This window comes from Bacillus sp. FSL R7-0672 (assembly GCF_038601465.1).
GTDB lineage: Bacteria > Bacillota > Bacilli > Bacillales > Bacillaceae > Bacillus > Bacillus pumilus.
Genome location: NZ_CP152010.1, coordinates 2614812 through 2635660, shown reverse-complemented (window position 1 = coordinate 2635660; position 20849 = coordinate 2614812). Strand labels below are relative to the sequence as shown.

At 40.6% G+C, this 20849-nt stretch carries 20 protein-coding genes; 9 read left to right on the top strand and 11 right to left on the bottom strand.

The window, feature by feature from the left end; genetic code table 11:
- Window positions 1–26: 26 nt before the first annotated feature.
- Both brnQ (MKY18_RS13315) and brnQ (MKY18_RS13310) read right to left on the bottom strand, forming a co-directional pair.
- A complete protein-coding gene (brnQ, locus tag MKY18_RS13315) occupies window positions 27–1370 on the bottom strand; it encodes a branched-chain amino acid transport system II carrier protein (RefSeq protein WP_065098606.1) in 1344 nt (447 codons plus the stop codon).
- A 208-nt stretch (window positions 1371–1578) separates the two neighbouring features.
- Window positions 1579–2922 (bottom strand): branched-chain amino acid transport system II carrier protein, encoded by a 1344-nt coding sequence (gene brnQ / locus MKY18_RS13310; protein ID WP_185107149.1) that lies wholly within the window; start codon window positions 2920–2922, stop codon window positions 1579–1581.
- Window positions 2923–3122: 200 nt separating this feature from the next.
- On the opposite strand from brnQ (MKY18_RS13310), the gene MKY18_RS13305 reads away from it, so the two are divergent.
- The 7 genes from MKY18_RS13305 to MKY18_RS13275 all read left to right on the top strand — a co-directional run bounded on the left by MKY18_RS13305 (window position 3123) and on the right by MKY18_RS13275 (window position 9525).
- The gene (locus MKY18_RS13305) at window positions 3123–4265 is read left to right on the top strand and encodes a cysteine desulfurase family protein (RefSeq protein ID WP_342487429.1); all 1143 of its coding nucleotides are present in this window, start codon (window positions 3123–3125) and stop codon (window positions 4263–4265) included.
- Window positions 4266–4269: 4 nt separating this feature from the next.
- On the top strand, window positions 4270–5475 hold the full coding sequence (gene thiI, locus MKY18_RS13300) for a tRNA uracil 4-sulfurtransferase ThiI (protein ID WP_185107145.1): 1206 nt from the start codon (window positions 4270–4272) through the stop codon (window positions 5473–5475).
- Window positions 5476–5564: 89 nt separating this feature from the next.
- Window positions 5565–5777, top strand: coding sequence for an alpha/beta-type small acid-soluble spore protein (locus MKY18_RS13295; protein WP_003216385.1), 213 nt, complete (start codon window positions 5565–5567; stop codon window positions 5775–5777).
- Window positions 5778–6002: 225 nt separating this feature from the next.
- Window positions 6003–7583, top strand: coding sequence for an acyl--CoA ligase (locus tag MKY18_RS13290; RefSeq protein WP_065098602.1), 1581 nt, complete (start codon window positions 6003–6005; stop codon window positions 7581–7583).
- A 130-nt stretch (window positions 7584–7713) separates the two neighbouring features.
- On the top strand, window positions 7714–8328 hold the full coding sequence (locus tag MKY18_RS13285; protein ID WP_065098601.1) for a LysE/ArgO family amino acid transporter: 615 nt from the start codon (window positions 7714–7716) through the stop codon (window positions 8326–8328).
- A 253-nt stretch (window positions 8329–8581) separates the two neighbouring features.
- Entirely contained in the window at window positions 8582–9334 is a 753-nt protein-coding gene (locus MKY18_RS13280) for a hypothetical protein (protein ID WP_065098600.1), read from the top strand.
- A gap of 14 nt (window positions 9335–9348) precedes the next feature.
- Window positions 9349–9525, top strand: coding sequence for a hypothetical protein (locus MKY18_RS13275; protein WP_185107143.1), 177 nt, complete (start codon window positions 9349–9351; stop codon window positions 9523–9525).
- 32 nt (window positions 9526–9557) lie between these two features.
- On the opposite strand, the gene MKY18_RS13270 is transcribed toward MKY18_RS13275, so the two are convergent.
- The gene (locus MKY18_RS13270; RefSeq protein ID WP_185107141.1) at window positions 9558–10004 is read right to left on the bottom strand and encodes a MarR family transcriptional regulator; all 447 of its coding nucleotides are present in this window, start codon (window positions 10002–10004) and stop codon (window positions 9558–9560) included.
- A 117-nt stretch (window positions 10005–10121) separates the two neighbouring features.
- Here MKY18_RS13270 and MKY18_RS13265 point away from each other — a divergent pair, with 117 nt between their 5' ends.
- On the top strand, window positions 10122–10709 hold the full coding sequence (locus MKY18_RS13265; RefSeq protein WP_185107139.1) for an NAD(P)H-dependent oxidoreductase: 588 nt from the start codon (window positions 10122–10124) through the stop codon (window positions 10707–10709).
- Window positions 10710–10813: 104 nt separating this feature from the next.
- Window positions 10814–12166: an amidohydrolase family protein gene (locus MKY18_RS13260; protein WP_106066883.1), complete on the top strand. Its 1353-nt coding sequence runs from the start codon at window positions 10814–10816 to the stop codon at window positions 12164–12166.
- A 40-nt stretch (window positions 12167–12206) separates the two neighbouring features.
- Here MKY18_RS13260 and MKY18_RS13255 read toward each other — a convergent pair whose 3' ends face one another.
- The 8 genes from MKY18_RS13255 to MKY18_RS13220 all read right to left on the bottom strand — a co-directional run bounded on the left by MKY18_RS13255 (window position 12207) and on the right by MKY18_RS13220 (window position 20826).
- On the bottom strand, window positions 12207–14144 hold the full coding sequence (locus MKY18_RS13255; protein ID WP_106066884.1) for an ABC transporter permease: 1938 nt from the start codon (window positions 14142–14144) through the stop codon (window positions 12207–12209).
- Entirely contained in the window at window positions 14134–14895 is a 762-nt protein-coding gene (locus MKY18_RS13250) for an ABC transporter ATP-binding protein (protein WP_044139317.1), read from the bottom strand. The genes MKY18_RS13255 and MKY18_RS13250 overlap by 11 nt, the downstream gene beginning before the upstream one ends.
- Before the next feature lie 105 nt (window positions 14896–15000).
- Window positions 15001–16005: a sensor histidine kinase gene (locus tag MKY18_RS13245; RefSeq protein ID WP_065098595.1), complete on the bottom strand. Its 1005-nt coding sequence runs from the start codon at window positions 16003–16005 to the stop codon at window positions 15001–15003.
- Window positions 16005–16694 carry a response regulator transcription factor gene (locus MKY18_RS13240; protein ID WP_148660152.1) on the bottom strand — a complete coding sequence of 230 codons (690 nt, stop codon included), beginning with the start codon at window positions 16692–16694 and terminating at the stop codon, window positions 16005–16007. Before MKY18_RS13240 ends, MKY18_RS13245 begins: the two co-directional genes overlap by 1 nt.
- A gap of 110 nt (window positions 16695–16804) precedes the next feature.
- The gene (locus MKY18_RS13235; protein WP_106066886.1) at window positions 16805–17725 is read right to left on the bottom strand and encodes an iron-hydroxamate ABC transporter substrate-binding protein; all 921 of its coding nucleotides are present in this window, start codon (window positions 17723–17725) and stop codon (window positions 16805–16807) included.
- A gap of 200 nt (window positions 17726–17925) precedes the next feature.
- A complete protein-coding gene (locus MKY18_RS13230) occupies window positions 17926–18525 on the bottom strand; it encodes a response regulator transcription factor (protein ID WP_044139312.1) in 600 nt (199 codons plus the stop codon).
- Window positions 18522–19658: a sensor histidine kinase gene (locus tag MKY18_RS13225; protein WP_185107137.1), complete on the bottom strand. Its 1137-nt coding sequence runs from the start codon at window positions 19656–19658 to the stop codon at window positions 18522–18524. The genes MKY18_RS13230 and MKY18_RS13225 overlap by 4 nt, the downstream gene beginning before the upstream one ends.
- A 118-nt stretch (window positions 19659–19776) precedes the next feature.
- Entirely contained in the window at window positions 19777–20826 is a 1050-nt protein-coding gene (locus MKY18_RS13220) for a fatty acid desaturase (protein ID WP_065098593.1), read from the bottom strand.
- Window positions 20827–20849: the final 23 nt, after the last annotated feature.

Genomic DNA, 20849 nt, shown 5'->3' with positions numbered 1-20849 from the left:
ATCAATGGACTTCAGCTTTTTTTATATTATGACGCTTGTTTTTGACGCTCTTCTGAAGCAGAAGAAGTGAAAAGAGAGATTACAAATCCGATCACGATCCCAAGTATTGCAGGGACAATCCAGCCTATGCCAAGGTCATATAAAGGTAGTATTGATTGGAAGAAGTCTTTTATTGGATCGATTGGAAGTTTCGCAGCTGCTAAGCCGTCAAATAAGCTGACGCAGCCTGTTAAAATTAAAGAGAGAGCATATACAGGTCTTCTATGTCCAAGCCACTTATCAGCAAGTGACAAAACAATGATCACTATCGCTAGCGGATAAATCGCAGTTAAAACTGGTACAGAGAAAGCGATAATATGAGCAAGTCCAAAATTCGAAATGATAAAACTGAATAATGTCACGAGTGTAACGACCATTTTATACGAAAGCTTAGGTAGTAACTTCGAGAAATACTCTCCGCATGATGTAACGAGGCCGATACTTGTTGTTAAACAAGCAACCGTAATCGCAGCACCCAACACAATATTTCCTAAACTGCCAAATAGGAATTGAGAAGACTGAGCCAAGATTTTACTGCCATCTCCAACAAAACCAATGGCGTGTGTACTTGAAGCGCCTAAATAAGCTAGAGATAGATAAACAAATGTTAATCCGCAAGCTGCAATCAGACCCGCTTTGATACAAGCAGATGTCAGTGCCTTTTTACTTGTCACACCGCGTCCTTTAATGGCGTTGATGACAACAACCCCAAACACAATAGAAGCAAGAGCATCCATTGTTTTATAGCCCTCTAAAAATCCTTTGAAAAATGACCCGTTGCTATAGGATACATCAGGTGTGCCAATGACGCCCATCGGCGTTAAAATGGCTTTGACAATAATAAGAAGAATAATCGTAAATTTAATCGGTGTTAACACTTTCCCTACACGATCTACAATCTTCGTTGGATTTAGAGCAAGATAATACGTAATACCAAAAAAGACAAGTGTGAATAAAAGAAGGGAGAGCCAAGCTGGTACACCTGCTAAAAAGGGTAATGCACCAATTTCATATGAAACTGTTCCTGTACGAGGAATAGCGAAAAGTGGCCCAATAGATAAATATAAAATGACGGTAAACGCTGTTCCAAAAGCTGGGTGAGCTTTATCAGCTAATCCTTTCGCATCTCGACCTGTCAAAGCGATTGCAATAATCCCTAGAAGAGGTAAACCGACACCTGTTAATAAAAATCCGCCCATTGCTTTCCATACATTTGTGCCAGCATATTGCCCAAGTTCTGGTGGATAAATCATATTTCCGGCGCCGAAGAATAGAGCAAATAACATAAAACCGATAATAACTGTATCTTTCGTCGACAATGTTGCCTTCATTGAATATAAAGCCTCCAATATTATGTTGAAATATTCTGTTAATTAGTTGCTAAAACCGTTCTTCATTAACATTCACTAATTATAAAGGATGTGCGTCTGATGTCAACATGTGTTTTCGTACAAAAGTCATGAATTTTTCTATTTTAGTATATGGAGGACAATAAAAAAACATCCCCTTCATCTTTGGAAGGGGATGTTTGAAGCATGATTATGATGCGAGCTGTTTAGGCGGGCTAGTAAACATAGAGATGAGTACGCCAATACCTGCGCCGATAATTGCTGGTACGACCCATCCAATGCCTAAATCGTAAAATGGAATGAATGTGTCTAAGAAGGCAGGCAAACCACCGAGATTGAATTTGGCAGCCAGTAAGCCGTCAATAATGGCAAAAAATCCAGTGAAAATCAGGGGTACTGCATAAATCACTCGTCTACCGTTAATCCAGCGGTCAAGGAATGACAATAAAATAATGACAATTGCCAGTGGATATATCGCTACGAGTACAGGGACCGATAGAGAGATGATTTGTGCCAGTCCAAGGTTTGCAACCAATGTGCTAAATAAAGAAACAATGAGTACGATTGTGCGATAAGAAAGTGCTGGGAAAAGCTTTGAAAAATATTCGCCGCATGATGAGACAAGCCCAACACTTGTTGTGAGACAAGCAAATAAAATGGCTACACCAAGGACAATGTTACCAGCAGAACCAAATAAAAAGCTTGCTGATAGTGAAAGCAGTTTGCCGCCTTCATTTGCCCCAACCATTCCGGTTGTATCAGGACTTGAAGCACCGACATAAGCAAGCGAGATATACACTAGTGCTAGTCCAGCTGCTGCAACAAGGCCAGCTTTTATACAGGCCGCCGCAAGAGATTTGCGCTCTGTGATGCCTCTTTCTTTAACAGCTGTCACAACAACGATTCCAAATACGAGAGAAGCGAGAGCATCCATTGTTTTATAGCCCTCTAAAAACCCAGTGAAGAGAGGGTTTGCTTTATAAGTCGCATCAGGCGCACCGATCATTCCCATCGGTGTAGCTATGGCTTTAAATACAATAATCGCAATGACCGTTAATAAGATAGGTGTCAACACTTTGCCGATTCGATCAACAAGCTTTGAAGGGTTCAAAGCGAGCAGATACGTAATCGTGAAAAACACAAGGGTGAATAAGAAAAGCGGTACCCATGAAGAGGTTTGTGTTTCAGATAGAAACGGTGCTAATCCAATCTCGTAAGAAACCGTACCTGTTCGCGGGATAGCAAAAAATGGTCCTATGGATAAATACAGAATGACAGTGAAAATGGTTCCAAATATAGGATGGGCTTTATCCGCAAGGCTTTTTGCACCGGTACCTGTAAGGGCGATAGCAATAACTCCTAGAAGCGGAAGACCAACTCCTGTGAGTAAAAATCCACCGATAGCAAGCCAAACATTCTCACCTGCATATTGTCCAAGGACAGGCGGGAAAATCATATTTCCTGCGCCAAAGAATAATGCAAAAAGCATTAAACCAATGGCTAATGTCTCTTTTATACTTAAACTATTTTTCAAAATAGTTCCTCCTTATCCAATGTAATGTGCTAAATTTAAATATTCTGACAATTTAGGTGTTTATGTGCCAATTGCACTATGCATGATATAGTGAAAATGAAAAGTTGTCAACTGCCATTTTCAGAAAATTCTCTGTCTGACTTCATTATGGTAACATATAAATGCATTTATTTTTAAAGCTTTTTGTAAGGAGTCCAAGTATGATTTATCTCGATAATAGTGCAACAACAAAACCGTACCCTGAGGTTTTACAAGTATATCAGCAAGTGAGTGAACGTTTTTTTGGGAATCCGTCTTCGCTACATCAGCTCGGAATTGATGCGAGCCGCTTGCTAAGTGAAACGAGAAAACAAATCCTTCACTATACAGGTTTGAAACAATATGAGGTTATTTTTACTTCTGGTGCAACAGAAGCAAATAACATCGCCATTAAAGGAGCAGCTCTCGCCAAAATGAATCGGGGGAAACATATTGTGACAACAGCAATTGAACACCCCTCTGTCATCGAATCGTTTGAACAGCTGAAGGCTTTATTTGGTTTTGAAATCTCCTATATTCAAGTAAATGAGCATGGCCATGCAGATATGAATCATTTAAAAGAAGTGCTTCGTCTTGATACAGTGCTTGTCAGCATGATGCACGTCAATAACGAAACGGGTGCCATCCAGCCGATTGAAGAAGCTGCTGGCATGATTCGTGAGCATGCTGAAAATGCCCTATTTCATGTCGACGGGGTGCAGGGAATGTGCAGAGTAGCACTTGATAAACAACTGGATGTGGATCTTTTGACGATATCTGGCCATAAAATTCATGGCTTAAAAGGCACAGGAGCGCTCTTTTTAAAGAAAGGTGTAGTGCTCGCACCTTTTATCACAGGAGGAGAGCAGGAATTAGGCCTACGTTCAGGTACCGAAAACCCTGCTGGTGCTGTCAGCTTAGCAAAAGCCATGAAACAATCATTCGAACTGCTGAAAATACATCATGATGAAATGCTAAACTTAAAAACGCAGCTGCAAAAGCAGCTTGGAGAAATAGAAGGTATTGTCATCAGCACACCGCTGACGCAAAGTGCGCCGCATATTGTGAATTTTTCAGTGCCAGGTATTCAAATCGAGGTCCTTCTTCATATGCTTGAAAAAGAAGGCATGTATGTTTCGACAACCTCTGCCTGCTCAGCCAAGAAAAAGGAGCCAAGCCATGTTCTCCTAGCGATGGGGAAACCGGAAGAAGTGGCAAAAAGCAGTATGAGAATCAGTTTGACGTATGGACAAGGACCAGAACTAGCGCCGCAAATCATCACATCGATCGCACAAAGTGTGAAAAAATTAAAAGGAATGAGATAACAACATGAAATATGATCATATTTTAGTCCGTTTTGGTGAAATTTCAACAAAAGGAAAAAATAGAAAGAAGTTTATTGAAAAACTAAGGCAGCATATCCGGTTTGTATTGAAAGACTTTGAAGCATTAAAGTATGCATCTGACAGAGACCGCATTACGATTATGCTGAACGGAGAAGACCCTGAACCGATTTCAGAACAGCTTAAAGGTGTATTTGGCATTCAAAGCTTTAGTCTGGCGGTGAAATGTGAGACAAATCTCGATGCCATTAAAGAAGCATCTTTAACAGCGGTACAGGAAGTGTATGAACAAGGAAATACATTTAAGGTCTCAACGAAACGCTCTTATAAGCAATTTGAACTTGATTCAAATGAAATGAACCGGGAAATTGGCGGACATGTGCTGAAGAATACGGAAAACTTAACGGTCAATGTCAAACAGCCGGATGTGCATTTGCGCATTGAATTAAGAGAACATGCGACATATATTACATTTAAAGATGTCAAAGGTGCAGGCGGACTGCCAGTTGGTTCAAGCGGAAGAGCGATGCTCATGCTTTCAGGCGGCTTTGACAGCCCAGTTGCCGGCTATCAGGCCATGAAACGCGGAATTCAAATTGAAGCTGTACATTTCTTTAGTCCCCCATATACAAGTGAACGTGCCAAGCAAAAGGTCATTGATCTTGCAGAATGTTTAGCGGCATATGGAGGCGAAGTGAAGCTGCACATTGTTCCTTTCACCAAAATTCAAGAGCTGATTCACAAACAAGTACCTGAAAACTATACGATGACATCAACAAGAAGAATGATGCTGAAAATAGCAGATAAAATAAGAGCGAAGCGTGATGCACTTGCGATTATTACCGGTGAAAGCCTTGGCCAAGTCGCAAGCCAGACGCTTGAAAGCATGTATGCCATTAATCATGTCACAAATACGCCAATCATTCGCCCGCTGATTGCGGTTGATAAAAATGACATTATTGATGAAGCGAGACGAATTGGCACATATGATACAAGCATTCAGCCTTTTGAGGATTGCTGTACGATCTTTACGCCGCCGTCGCCTAAAACTAAACCAAAGCTTGAAAAAGTAGAACGCTACGAAAGCTTTGCTGATTTCGAGCCAATGCTTGATGAGGCAGTAGATCAAATCGAAACGATTATCGTCAAAAATGAGAAGAAAGCGGCTGACGAATTCGCTGATTTATTCTAAAATAAAAATTTCATAATAATTACCATAAAATCAATCGCATGAAGTCATGTGTTTCTACACATTCTATATTCACAAGGAGGTGAGAACACATGGCTCAACAAAACAGACAAAGCAGTTCTAACCAATTAGTCGTTCCAGGCGCTGCACAAGCGATCGACCAAATGAAGTATGAAATCGCTTCAGAATTTGGTGTAAACCTTGGACCAGAAACAACAGCTCGCGCTAACGGATCAGTTGGTGGAGAAATCACTAAACGTCTTGTATCTTACGCTCAACAACATATGGGTGGCGGATCTTTCTAAGACACACAATTGAAAAGCTATGGCTTATGAGCGGGATTATTCCCGCTCTTTTCTTTTTGTACATATAAATTGTTAGAATATTTTTTAAAAAGAGGACGAATGGCGAAAATTATGGCATAATACTAGGAGTAGGTCCTAATTCAAGCATTTTTCAGTTATGAATGTTAGAATAGGTAAATTGAAACATGAATGGTTTCATAGAAAGAGGCAAAAAGGAGCTGTACCATGAAAAGAGAAGACTTAATTGCACCAGAACAATATAACTTAGTCAGCGAGATTGAAGCATTCAGTCATAACCGCGAGAAAATGGCTCTGCACTGGCAGGACGGAAATGGCGGGGAAGCACATGTGACTTATGCAGCTTTAGTGGAAGATGCCAATAAAATCGGACATGTGTTGTTAGATGCAGGCTTTAAAAAAGGCGATAAAATCATTGTGATGGTGCCGCGCATGCTAGAGGCATACAGCATTTATTTGGCTATTTTGAAAACAGGGATGGTCGTCATTCCTTGTTCAGAAATGCTGCGTGCAAAAGATTTAGATTACCGAATTGAACATGCAGAAGCAAAAGGAGCGATCGTTTACTCTTCATTCATTCAATCGTTCGATGGAACCAATCAGCCAAACGATTTTAAAACATTCTCAATCGGTGAAAACGATCATGGCTGGACAAACATTTTCGCGCAAAAGGAAGAGCAATCAAGCGAGCTGCAAATGGCTCCAACAACACGCACAGACATGGCGTTCTTATCCTATACATCAGGTACAACTGGTAACCCAAAAGGGGTTGTTCATACACATGGCTGGGCATATGCACATTTACGCACTGCTGCCAAAGCATGGCTCTCCATTAATGAAGGAGATAAAGTGTGGGCGACAGCAGGACCAGGCTGGCAAAAATGGGTGTGGAGCCCTCTCTTATCTGTGTTAGGAAGTGGCGCAGAAGGCTTTGTATACGGAGGGAAGTTCAATCCAAATACGTACTTAGAGCTACTTCAAAAAAATGAAATCAATGTCCTATGCTGTACGCCGACAGAATACCGATTTATGGCGAAAGTAGATGACTTGAGTCAATACGAGCTTCCAAAGCTGCATAGTGCCGTGTCTGCGGGAGAGCCGCTGAACCGTGAAGTCATTGATACATTCAAAAAGCATTTCGATATAGAAGTACGAGATGGCTATGGCCAAACAGAAAGCACACTGCTCGTAGGGGTGCTAAAAGGAATGGACATCAAGCCTGGTAGTATGGGCAAACCAACACCTGGTAACGAAGTCGAGATCATTGATGAAGACGGCAACGTATGCGTTCCTGGAGAAGTTGGTGACATTGCGGTTCATCTCGAAACGCCAGCGCTATTTAAGGAATACTACAAAGATGAAGAGCGTACAAAGGCGCAGCGTCGCGGGAATTACTTTATTACCGGTGACCGAGCGAAAAAAGATGAAGATGGATACTTCTGGTTTGAAAGCCGCAGAGACGATATCATCGTCAGCTCAGGCTATACCATTGGGCCGTTTGAAGTAGAAGATGCGCTGATTAAACACCCAGCAGTTAAAGAATGTGCGGTTGTGGCTAGTCCAGATGAAATCAGAGGATCCATCGTGAAGGCATATGTTGTCCTGCGTGATGAATCAGCGCAAAGTGATAAGCTGATCAAAGAGCTGCAAACACATGTCAAAAACACAACAGCACCTTACAAATACCCAAGAGAAATTGAATTCATTGACGAACTGCCAAAAACACCGTCAGCGAAAATCCGTCGTGTCGAGCTGAGAGAAAGAGAGCTTGCACGTAAAGGATCATGATGAATAAACGAAAAGCGTTTGGATGAAAGCATCCAGCGCTTTTTTTATGGAAAATTAAATCTGCTGGAAGTGATTATGTTGTTTTATGTTAAAATGTGTAGGAATTGCTGGAAAAGGAGAATGTTAGAAGATGTTCATTGCCATCGTTCATGGAATTGTGCTTGCCTTTGGCCTCATTTTACCATTGGGCGCACAAAATGTATTTGTGTTTCAGCAAGGAGCGCTTCAGCCGCGATTATATCAGGCCTTACCTGTTGTTATCACTGCTGCTCTTTGTGACACACTTTTAATTACGTTAGCTGTCATTGGAGTTTCTGTTGTGGTGTTCACCATTCCTATGCTGCAAATGTGTCTTTATCTCATTGGATTTTGTTTTTTAGTTTATATGGGATGGTCTGTGTGGAACACAAGCTCATCAACAGATGCTAAAGAGCAGCGGGAATTCATGCCTGCGAGAAAACAAATTCTCTTTGCCTGTTCAGTTTCACTTTTAAATCCCCACGCCATTCTCGATACCATTGGCGTGATTGGAACAAATTCGCTTCAATATAACGGGGCAGAAAAACTGGCATTTACACTCGCTTGTATCATCGTGTCCTGGTTATGGTTTATTGGGCTCGCTCTTTTAGGGAAAATGCTAGGGAAGTTAGATACAAACGGTAAGTGGATGAACCGTATCAATAAAGCTTCAGCGGTCATGATCTGGCTTGTCGCGTTATATATTGCGTATCAATTGGTTGTATAAAAGTACATAGAGGATAAAGCAAAGAAGCGCTTGGGAGGTAAGATCCGGCGCTTTTTTGTGTATTGGAAAGGCTCTTCAGCCAGTATCACTATCATCGCAAGAGGAAGATCACATTCAATTGCCTATAGGAAATGATAAGAAATAGGGTATATGATACATTACCACTAGTGGGTTTTATTAGCAAAAAGGACTATTACATTATTTTCCTTTAGAGGTTATAATTTTTATGAAATTTGCTAAAGGAGGATATATGATGAAGTTAAGAAAAATGTTTTGTGTGTTAATGTTTATAGCACTTTTATTCGGACAATTTCCTGTAGGAAAAGCTATTACTATAAAAGAGGACGAGTCTTTTAAAAAGATACAAAATGATAAAATAGAAGAAAAACTCATAAAAAAGGCAAAAAAAAGCTCTCAATTTTTAAAGGCAAAAGAATTAGCCCAAAAGAAAGGTTATCTATTAAATGGAGAAAGTGCAGCGGTTCATCTGAACGCTGCTGAAACGGATGTTGTTTACTTTTATCTTAAAAAGAAGAAGTCAGATAATCAGCTGTTAGACAATGTTTCCTTCATTTCAGTTTCATTGAGCCAAATAAAAGCTTACTATATTCAACTTGCAGAATACGATGAGAAAGGAAATTTGCACTCATATTTCTTCCAAAATGGAAAATTGAAAAATAAGTTCCATATCAACCAAAAAGGGGAGTTTTTAAAAGGATCTTTTACCTATGGTGAAAATGGTGCAAAGCAAGATATGATGGAATTAAATAAAAAAATTTTCCAGGCAGATGATTCAGAAATTCAAACGAGTTTTAGTTGGAACAAGTTTTGGAACTGCTTAAAAAAGCAAAGCGGCCCGAATGAATCTCTTCCGCTACGTTCAATGGTTTTAGGAGCGTGCTATTATATTTGTTTAACGGGACCTGCTAGCTGTATAGCATGCGCAGTGATTAATGGAGGAATATCTGCAGGAATAGCCGGTTATTGTGTGAAAAAAGTTTGGTGAATGGGGGTTTTAGAATGGCTCATAATGAACAGCGCAAGGGAGTAGTTCTTGCTGTTTTTGATACGTTGACATTTGGTATACCAGTGCTGCTATGGAATTTATATAAGAATACAAATACAACATTGAAATTCATGATTCCAATTATTCCTATTGTTGGTTTCATTACGTATCTTTTAGCATCTCTTCATTAATAAAATAAAAAACCTTTGCATGAGCATACCGCTCATGCTTTTTTAGATTTTTTTTTAAAGATTGTTCGGTTTAAAAGACGGAGAGCTTGTACGATGTCATCCACCTGTTCTATATCTGAGGAAGAGAGACGGTCTATCAACATCTTTTCGATATACATGAAGGCTTCGTTCATACAAGCGCGGCCTTTGTCAGACAGCGTAATGACATGCTTTCGTTTATCAACTGGGTCTTCCTTTTTATCTATCAATTGTTTTTCGTGTAGTTTTTTTAGTTCTCTGCTGACATTCGGAAGAGACATGTGCTGACATTCGGCAATTTCACTAGGCGTAAGCGGTTCGCTGACTGCTAGCTGCTCTAGTATTAAGTATTGCAAGGTCGTTAAGTTAGCTGGTTTGACTTTGTTCATCAGGTCATGTTTTAGTTCTGAAAAAGTAGAAGCAAATGCTACGAATTCCTTGAAGAAATGGGGATGCTTCATGTTTATCACCTCCTACGTAACATACCAAAATTATTATCAAAAAACAATTATCATTTGACAACTATATAACGAAGGTATATCCTTTAGTTATCAAATGATAATAAAAGGAGATCATACATGAATGTACTCATTATTTATACTCACCCCCATCACAATAGTTTAAATGGTGCTTTTTTAAAAGAAATTATGAAAGGCAGTGAAGAAAATCCACTAGTTCATGAAGTGAAAATCATCGATTTATACAAAGAAGAATTTGATCCCGTGCTGATTTTTAATAAAGAGAAAAAAAGGCGTGACATGCATAAGGACCCTGACATTCAGGTGTATCAGGAGAAGATCAAATGGGCGGACAAAATCGTGTTCGTATATCCTATTTGGTGGGGAAGACCTCCAGCCATGCTGCTTGGCTTTATTGACCGCATGTTTGCTGCGAATTTTGCTTATCGTCAAACAGGCGGGCTGTTTCCAGAAGGACTGTTAAAAGGAAAAAGTGCTGTTTGTATATCGACGATGCAAGGACCAACCAACTACCCTTTGTTCTTTTTGCAAAATGCACACAAGATCTTAATGAAACGAGCCCTTTTACACTATGTCGGAATCAAACCTGTGAAGTTCTTTGAGTTCGGCATGATGGAAAGCCCAAAAGGAAAACATGACGTCAAATTAAAACGTATTTACAACTATTTCAGAAAAATCAGCTCATAAAACAGTTAGCGAAGTCACTTTTCTTCTAATTCGATCCTTTTATGTTTTAAAATAACAGTGAGGGTGGGAGAACTCTTCCTCGTCATTTGAAAAGGGGGATATGGATGAAGAAAACATTGTTTAAAGATGCAGCGCTTTTAACTCTTGATCCAACTTTAGGTTTTTTAGAAAAAGGAGATTTATTAATTGAAGGGACACACATTTTAGAAGTCGGACCTTTAATTGAAGCAAATGATGCCGCCATTGTTGATGCGTCCGATATGGTGATCATGCCAGGGCTTGTGGATACACATCGTCATGTGTGGCAGTCTGTCATCAGAGGCATAGGCACAGATTGGTCTTTGCAGACATATTTGAGCAAAATCTATTATGGGAACTATGGTGCGATGAGACGCCCATCTGACGATCGAATTGCGAATTATTTAGGGGCATTAGAGGCGTTAGATGCCGGAGTGACCACATTTCTAGACTGGACGATGATCAATTCAATGGATCATACAGAAGAACTCATCGGAGGGTTGAAAGATGCGGGCATTCGAGCTGTTTTTGCTTTCGGTTCCTCTGGAGATGCTGAGTATTGGGATAGGGGGAGCACGCTCACCAATATGGAGGACGCAGCACGCGTGAAAAAAGCACATTTTCAATCATCAGATCAGCTTTTGACAATGGGGCTTGCGATTCGTGGACCAGAGTTTTCTTCATGGGAAACTTCAGTATTTGAAATTGAAACAGCCCGGTCGCTAGATGCTCTATGCAGTATGCACATTGGCTTTGGGAACTGGGGAGCGGAGGATCGTTCGATTGAGCTGCTTCACAAAGCAGGGTTACTTGGACCTGACCTCAACATGGTGCATATCAATGCAATCGATGCGGATCAAATGAAGATGCTGGCAGATAGCGGAAGCTCCATATCCATTACACCTGAAATTGAGATGATGATGGGTCACGGTTATCCTGTCACAGGGCTTGCGATCGAACAAGGTGTTCTTCCAACGCTCGGTGTAGACGTGGTCACAGCGACAGGCGGTGATTTGTTTGCTCAAATGAAATTCGGGCTTCAGGCAGAGCGTGCGATCCAAAATCAATCATTGCTGATGGAGGGCATCATGCCAGGACCTGAACTTGGGATTTCTGCTCATCAAATGCTTGAAGCTGCGACGATCAATGGAGCTCGTGCATTACAGCTTGATCATAAAATTGGCTCGCTCACACCTGGAAAAGAAGCTGATTTCATTCTGATCGACCGGACAAGCATGAATCTTCTGCCGATGACAGACCCTGCTGGAGCGGTTGTCCAAACGGCACATCCTTCAAATGTTGATTCTGTCTATGTGGCTGGAAAAGCAGTGAAACGAAACGGAAAGCTTGTCGGTGTGAACCTAGAAGAGGTCAAACGGAAAGCTTATGCGGCAAGAGATCATATTCTATCGCATAAGTTTGAATCAACTCCATCATAAACAAACATATCCCCATAGGCAACTGCCTATGGGGAATAAATTACAAGGATTCTTTAATGACCTTTTTGTAATACTGGACAGATAGGAATCCGAAGATAGAATATAAAACCGTATAAATCGACATGACGATGAGCATTGGTGTCCACAGTTCACCGCCGAATAAAAACCAGCCTGACTGTATTGCAAAGTAGCTGTGCAGTAATCCGATGATGAGCGGAATCCCAAAGTTAAATAGCTGTTTGAGCCGAATGCCTTTTAATAGATCTTTCTCTGTAAAGCCAAGCTTACGTAAGATCGTGTACGAGCTTTGTTCCTCTTCACTTTCATTCATCTGTTTGAAGTATAAAATACAGCCTGATGTGACAAGGAAGCTTAGGCCTAAAAATCCGAGGACAAACATCATCAGTCCCATTGTTTGTTTCTGCTGCTGAGCTGAAGCTAATTGAGACATGCTGTCATCACCTAGTTTTAAAGAGGTAAACACATCATTGGCTTGTTCAAGGTTTTGATCATCTTTTATATTGACCGCGTTATATTGGTTATTCTCAAGCTGCAGTTTAGGATCTTTCTGCTGGTCAAGCTGCTCAAAGACACTTTGACTTACGATGGCAACAGGCAGACCGCCAAAAGTGAACTTGTAAGAAATGATGTAATCTTTTTTCATATCAATGACTTTTAAATCAAGCGGTTGCTTGATAAGAAGTTTCACATCACCCGAGCTTTGAATCGGCATGAATTTCTTCAATAAATCACTGTAGCCGCTTAAGATGACTTCGTTGTTTTCAACATGAATATGAGGTGCATTTTTCTCACTGATCACAGGCAGTGTCAAGACTCCTGGATCCTTCTTCAAACTTTGTAATTCCGAATCCATGATCTTCTTTGCGTCAAAATCCGCTTGAATGACCTTGAACTGCTTTTTTTCATATGCAATATGCTTGTCTGAAAGTGCACGAGTGAAGGTGGCTGCTTCCTTTTCAGAGCCCATGACAAAATGTGATGGAATCTGTTGTTCAGCCGTTTTTTCTGCTGAGTAATAGGAAATGTAGCTTAAAGATAACAACCCGATCGCAAGAGCAGATACGGTTGTAATAATCGTTAAAAGCAGTGCACTTGATTTTAACCGGAACATAATAGATGACAAAGACAGGACTTCATGAATGGCGAGATAGCCATTTTTTCTTTTCCGTACAATATTGGCAATGAAAGAAACAGAGCCTTTATAAAAAAGAAAGGTACCGATAATGACAGAGGCTAGAATATAAATCATGGCTGAAAATAACTCAAGCATGGACGTATATGAGCCGCTAAAAAGCTGAGAAGAAATATAATAGCCTGAGCCGATCAAGACAATACCGAAAACCCCAATGATGATTTCAAACACAGAGATTTTTTTCACACGCTGCTCTGTAGAAGACGTGGTTCTAAACAAAGATAAAATCGTCTGTCTATTAATAAACCATCTATTTCTTAACATAATTAATCCATAGATGATGAAAAAGACGATGAGTGTCTGCAAAAGGGCCATGCCTGAAAAATGCAGGTTGGCGATGGCATTCACGCCGGTTACTTTAAATAACACCATCAGCATGAGCTTTGAACCGATAAATCCAGCTATGATGCCAACAGCCATTGAGAACACGTAGAGGATAAAATTTTCTGCATTGAGCAGTTTGGCAATTTTTTGTTTCGTCATGCCAATGAGCTGCAGGAGACCTATTTCTTTCCCTCGGCGTTTAATAAAAATGCTGTTCGCATATAACAGGAAGATGCCGACGATGGCAATGAGCAGGACCGAAGCGGCTTTAATCGACGCACCGCCCTTAATGGACCCTTTTACATCATCAAGTGCTGGTGAGTACTGCAAGGTGACAAAAGAAAAGTAGAGCGCCACACTAAATACAAGAGCGAACACGTATAAGTAGTAATTTTTCAAATTTTTCTTCAGGTTTCGGAAGACGAGCTGATTAATGTTCATGCTTCACACCGCCTAAGACACCTTGCGTTTTCATAATATCCTCGAAAAACATCTTTCTCTCTAAAGCACCTTTATTTAACTGAGTATAGATTTGCCCGTCCTTGATAAAAATGACGCGTCTTGAATAGCTGGCTGCGACAGGATCATGTGTCACCATGACAATGGTTGCTTTTCGTTTTTGATTGAAATCTTGCAGCTTATTGAGTAAATCAGATGCAGATTTGGAATCAAGCGCTCCAGTAGGTTCATCTGCGAAAATCAGACTCGGCTCATGAATGAAGGCACGGACCGCTGATGTCCGCTGCTTTTGTCCACCAGAGAGTTCATTCGGGTATTTGTCTCTTAGTTCATAGATACCCATGTCCTCCGCAAGCTGTTGAAAACGTTCGAAAGCTTCTTTCTTCGGCGTTTTGGAGATAGATAATGGCAAGAGGATGTTCTCTTTGACCGTGAGTGTATCAAGTAAGTTATAATCCTGAAAAACAAAGCCAAGCTGCTTTTTTCTGAATTCTGCGAGCTGCTGATCCTTCATTTGCGTCATCTCAGCATCTGCGATACGAATGGATCCGCTGGACACATGATCGATCGAGGACAATACGTTCAGAAGGGTTGTTTTCCCCGAGCCTGATGGCCCCATGATGCTTACGAATTCTCCGGCTTCAATGGTCAAGTCAATGCCACTCAGCACCTCTTGTTTGTTGAATTTATTTCCGTAGCTTTTATATATTTTGCGAGCTTCTAAAATGTTCATTTGTCGATCCCCTTTTCTATTTAATTGATACCTCTAGTATAAAAAGAAGCCCGCCGCTTTTCCTTCGATTTGGCGAACAAAACAGACGAGCATGTGACATTGTTGTCACATGCTCGCAATATGCACAAAATCATTCTTTTTCGGAAAGATGAAGGTGAAGGTTGTGCCTTGATCTATCGTGGAGTTGACCTCGATCTTGATATGAAGAGCGTCTGCTCCTTTTTTTGTTAAATAGAGTCCCATTCCTGTTGAGGCTGTGTCATTGTGATGTCTTGTTGAGGTAAAGCCTTTTTCAAAAATACGTGGAATGTCTCTTGGGTCAATTCCTCTGCCTTGATCTGTAATCGTCAGCATCACTTGGTCATCCATTTTCTTGCTTTCAATGGCAATATCGGACGAATGACTGTACTTGACTGCATTTGTGAGTACCTGCCTGATCATAAAGGATAACCATTTTGTATCACTTAATACGTGACGTTCTTCTAGCGTGATTTCAAAGCCGATTCCTTTTTGCATGCACCATGATTGGAGCGCTTTGATTTCCTTCGCTATGATGCTTTGCAGGTCCAGCTGTTCAATAAATAAATCATTTTCGATATGACGTATTCTGCTTTGATGCAGCTGGGCATCGAGTAATAAATGAATTCTGAGCCATTCGTACGTCATATTCGATTTCAGCGGCTGTTCTGTTAAACGGTCAATCATTAAGTGCATCGCTGTGAGAGGTGTTTTCACTTCATGTATCCATGAGAGCAATTCATCCTTCTCTTCTTCAAGGGCGATTTGCTGCTCTGCTGCCATTAGCCTGTAGCGGGCAATTTGCTCAGACGTCGCATCATGTACAAGCTGTTCAAATGGGGAAGATGGAGTGAGCCGCATTTGATGATCAATATGATCGTCCCATTCTTTCAGACGCTCATAATACGCCGTTTCTTTACGGTATCGGAAAAAGAGAAAGACGATCATGAAAAACGTAGATAATAACACAATATAAAAAAGCGACGCCATTGGAATGGTCGTATCCAAATAAGCAACAAACAGAATGAGGAGCTGCAAACCAAGAAAGAACAGGATCCAGCTTCTTCGTTCTTTTAAAAATGCTTGCAGCATCATTGATCATCCTTTTCTTTTGCAAGATAGCCTTGGCCCACTTTTGTTTCAATGTAGGTGCCAAGGGAGATCTCATCTAGTTTTTTTCTAAGGCGATTGACGTTTACGGTCAGTGTGTTGTCACTGACAAACCGTTCATCCTCCCACAATGCTTGAATGAGTGATTCACGGCTGACAATATGATTTTTATGCTGAATCAATTCCTTAAGAATAAACAGTTCATTTTTTGTTAATTCCACTTCACCGTGGTCATTTGTGACGGTGTTTTTTTCTAGATCAATCGTAGCGCCGCACCATACCTTTAGGCTAGCCGGTTCTGCATTATAATCATGCACGCGGCGAAGAACAGCACTGACTTTGGCAATGAGCACGTCAAAGTGAAAGGGCTTTTGTACAAAATCATCGGCACCGAGCTGCATTGACATGACCATATCAGCAGGATGGTCACGAGAGGAGAGGAAGATGATTGGTACATTTGAATGATGCCGAATCATCCGGCACCAATGAAAGCCATCGTATTTTGGCAGCTGTATATCAATAATGACGAGATCAGGCTGAACAGAAGTGAATTCCTGCATAACCTGTTGAAAATCGTGAATCCCATAAACATCATAGGACCAGTTGACTAGACGTTCTTTGATTTCTTGGAAGAGGGTTGTATCGTCCTCAATGAGTAGAATTTTAAACAAAACCAGCACCACACTTTTTGTATTCGCTTGTATGTCATTGTAGCGGAAAAAAGATGCTGCCGCTAGAAGCAGATAAGAAAAAAGCAAGGGAAGGGGTCCCTTGCTTCTGTTTATTTACCTAAAAAGTGCTTTTTAAAGAATGATAGTTGATACTCGAGTGTGAGCGGATCATTAAAATAGAATTCTTCTGCATTTGCCACATACACACGATGTTTTTTCACAGCTGGTATGGACTTGTAAATTTCACTGTTTTGATAGGAATTGTCCATTTCGCTGTTTTTACTAATGATCATATAGTCTCCAGCAAATTCAGGGATGACCTCTTGCGAAACTGCATAGTAGCCAGCTTTTAATGCTTTTTCTTTTACTTTTTCAGGCATTTTTAGTTTCATTTCTTGGTAGAGAATTTCTGTGCCGCGGCCCCATGCATCTCCAAACACGTAAAGATCTTTTGTGCCGCTTTCAAATACAGAAACCGTCGCATCCTTACCGATTTTTGCTTTGATTTCTTTTCCAGCTTCAGCTGCGCGTTTTTTAAAATCTTTTACCCATGATTTGGCTTCTTTTTCTTTGTTTAATACTTTTCCAATTTCAATATGCTGCTGAAGGTAATCGACTTTGTTATACGTAAACAAGACGGTTGGTGCGATTTTTTTTAGTTTTTCTACATTTTTTGTATTGCTTAAGCCAATGATGACATCAGGCTTTAGCTTCATGATTTTTTCCACATTCTCATCCGACACTTCTTCCACATTTTTTAATTCCTTTTGGAAGCGTGGGTTCTTTTTTGACCAAGAGTCGACGCCGACCAGGTTCACACCAAGTGACTTGACATTACCTGTGTAGGAACCAAGTACAACGACACGTTTTGGATGCGCTGGCAGCTTCACAGGGCCATTTTCAGATTCATATGTAATCTTGTCTGATGATGTTGATTGATTTCCTTTATTTGAGGAAGAGCTGCTGCTATTGCCACATGCGCTCAATGCAAGTACAAAGATGAGCATCAGAGGGAACAATATTTTCTTCATGAATGTAGACTCCTTTGAAATCGGCACATTAGCCGGGTATTTGATTGTATGAGTGATAATGATAATTATTATCACTTGGATATCATATCATAGAAGTACGGTCTATTGTCAATTACATTTTGATAGTTGGTGATAAAAAATAGGAGGGGAGATTTTTGGTAGAAAAAAAAGATCAAGGCACCGTATGACCTGATCTTTTTTTATTTAAACCAGCCTTTTTCTTTAGAGCGTGTGATAGCCTCAATACGGTTTTTGACTTCTAGTTTATCTAAAATAATGGAAATGTAGTTACGGACAGTGCCGCTTTTAATGCTGAGTTCCTTTGCGATCTCTTTCGTGTTTTTGCCGTCTGCGACGAGTTCAAGGACGGATTTTTCTCGTTGGGTTAAAGGATTTTCGTCGCTATATAAGTCTTCCATTAATTCAGGGGCGTATACCTTTTTTCCTTTCATCACGCTGCGAATGGCACTTGCCAGATCTTCGCTTGGGCTGTCTTTCAGCATATAGCCGCTAACGCCAGCTTTCAGCGCCCTTTGGAAATATCCAGAACGGGCAAAGGTCGTTAAAATGATGATTCTCACATCTGATTCCTTGAGTTCTTCGGCTGCATCCAGTCCCGTTTTCCCTGGCATTTCAATATCCATTAAACAAATATCAACGGGGTGTTTTTTAGCAAAATCAATGGCGTCCTGGCCGTTTGTGCCTTTTCCAACAACCGTCATATCATCTTCTAAATCAAGTAGTGAACCGAGTGCACCAAGCAGCATTTGCTGATCCTCTGCGATAAAGATGTTGATCATTTCATCCCCTCCTTGTCTTTTGCTGCTGAATCATTTGGAATGCTCATGATCAGCTTTGTTCCGTTCTTTGTCTCAATACGCAGGCGCCCATTTGCAAATTCCAATCTTTCTCTAATTCCTAAAAGGCCATGACCCTTCGTTTGAGAGGGAGGATAATCGCCTTTAAATGTCCCGTTATCCTCAACGGTAATGATGGCTTCCTTTGATTTTTGATGAATAGTGATTTTGCAGACGGTCGCATTACTATGTTTGACGACATTTGTCACAGCCTCTTTGATGCACATGCTCACAATGTTTTCGTTAAGAAGAGAGATGTGTTTTGGCGCTTCCTTTTCATCATAGATCAATTCAATTCCAGCTGCTTCGAGAATTTGCTCAATGTTCGACAGTTCATCCTTGATCCGAATACCTTTCATGGAGGAAACAATTTTCCGCACTTCATTGAGAGACGTTCTGGCTGTTTGCTGGACGCTTTTCAGTTCGGCGCGTGCCTGCTCTGGGTCTTTATAAACCAGTTTTCGGGCAAGATCACTCTTTAAACCGATGAGGGACAGCTTTTGTCCAAGGGTATCATGCAGATCACGTGCAATGCGCTGCCTTTCTTCAATTTTTACAAGGTCAGCGATCCGTTCATTGGCATCTTCTAATTTCTCTTCGAGCCGTTCACGTTCCTTCCTGCTTCGAATGCTGAGAGGGAGGAGAATGGCACTAATGAGTGTAATGAGAACCAAGGGAATTTGCGTGAGAAACCAGCCCTTTTTTAAGATCAGACTGAAGTTTACCGCAATGGCCGCGCTCCCGACATGAATATAGTATAAGATATAGAAAGGTACTTTTCTTTTAATATGCCCATTGAAATAGGCGATGCAAAAAGCGAAATAAATGTAGCTGTAGAGCATGACATAGCCAGTAGAAATCGCAATCAAGAGAAGGCCTAATACATATAAAGACCAGCCTTTTGCGATAAAGGCAAAACGATAGACAGCGAAAAAGACAACGTTCAAAATAATGCCGATCACAATGCCTAAAGTCGAAGGAGCCTTAATGATAAAATAAAAGGGAAGGATGAAAAAAATGGCCCATATATACGGGGATATCCCATGCAATTTTTGAATTTTAAGTTGTTTTTTCATCCGTGAATCACCTTTTCCATTTTTTCATTCTTTTTCACTACTTTATCAAATTGAACACGTTATCGCATCCTGTAAATACCAACAAGCTCCTTCTGTTGTAAGAAAGAGCTTGCGTCGTTTATGCATTCTTCTTGAGAATGTCTCCTTTGATGACAGGTGTGCTTCTCGTCTGACGTGCTTCTTTAAAGGTAACGAATGCTTTCGTTTCTTCATCCCAAAGTCTAAATTTCATTGACTCGATGCTTGTTTTTAAAGTGATGGTTGGAACATTTTGAAGCGGCTCACTATGCTCATGTGCATGCTCCAAGTGATAATTTGGTACCCTCGGACTTAAATGATGGACATGGTGATAACCGATATTACCTGTTAACCACTGAAGAAGCTTTGGCAATTTGTAAAAAGAACTGCCTTCTACAGCTGCTTGCACATAATTCCAATTCTCATCTGCTTCAAAGTAAGAATCCTCAAACGTATGCTGCACATAAAACAGCCATACACCGATTGATCCAGAAATCAGAAAGATTGGACCTTGGACAAGTAACAAACCTTCCCAGCCAAAAAGGAGATAGGTAGCTCCTGCCAATAAAACAATTGATATGTTTGTGAAATACGTGTTCCAACGCTCTTTTTTACGAGCATTTTTGACGTTGAAACGGTTTTGAAACAGGAAAACAAAGATCGGTCCTAAAATAAACATGACAAAAGGATTGCGATAAAATCTGTAGCGGAATTTCGTCCAAGCTGATGCTTCTTGATATTCTTTGACTGTCAGGAGCCAAATGTCGCCAGTACCTCGTTTGTCTAAATTACTGCTTGTGGCATGGTGAATTGAATGATCTCTTTGCCATTGAAGATAAGGGAAAAGGGTGAGTACACCCGTTATGAAACCAAACAGGTGATTCAGCGGCTTCTGTCTGAAAAAGGATTGGTGGCAGCAGTCGTGAAAAATAATAAAGACACGTACTAAAAAACCAGCTGCAATAACCGCAAAGAAGAGGGTTAAAAGGTAGGAGATGTTCAGGCTATAATAGGCAAGAAACCAAAGCCCCAAAAATGGAATAAATGTATTAAGGAGTTGCATGATACTTTTTTTTGAATCAGCACCAGAAAATTGACCTACTTGTTTTCTTAAAGTGGCTTGCTGCTGTGTGTTTGTTGAAGTCGTCATGAACGTTCAAGTCCTTTCCGTTT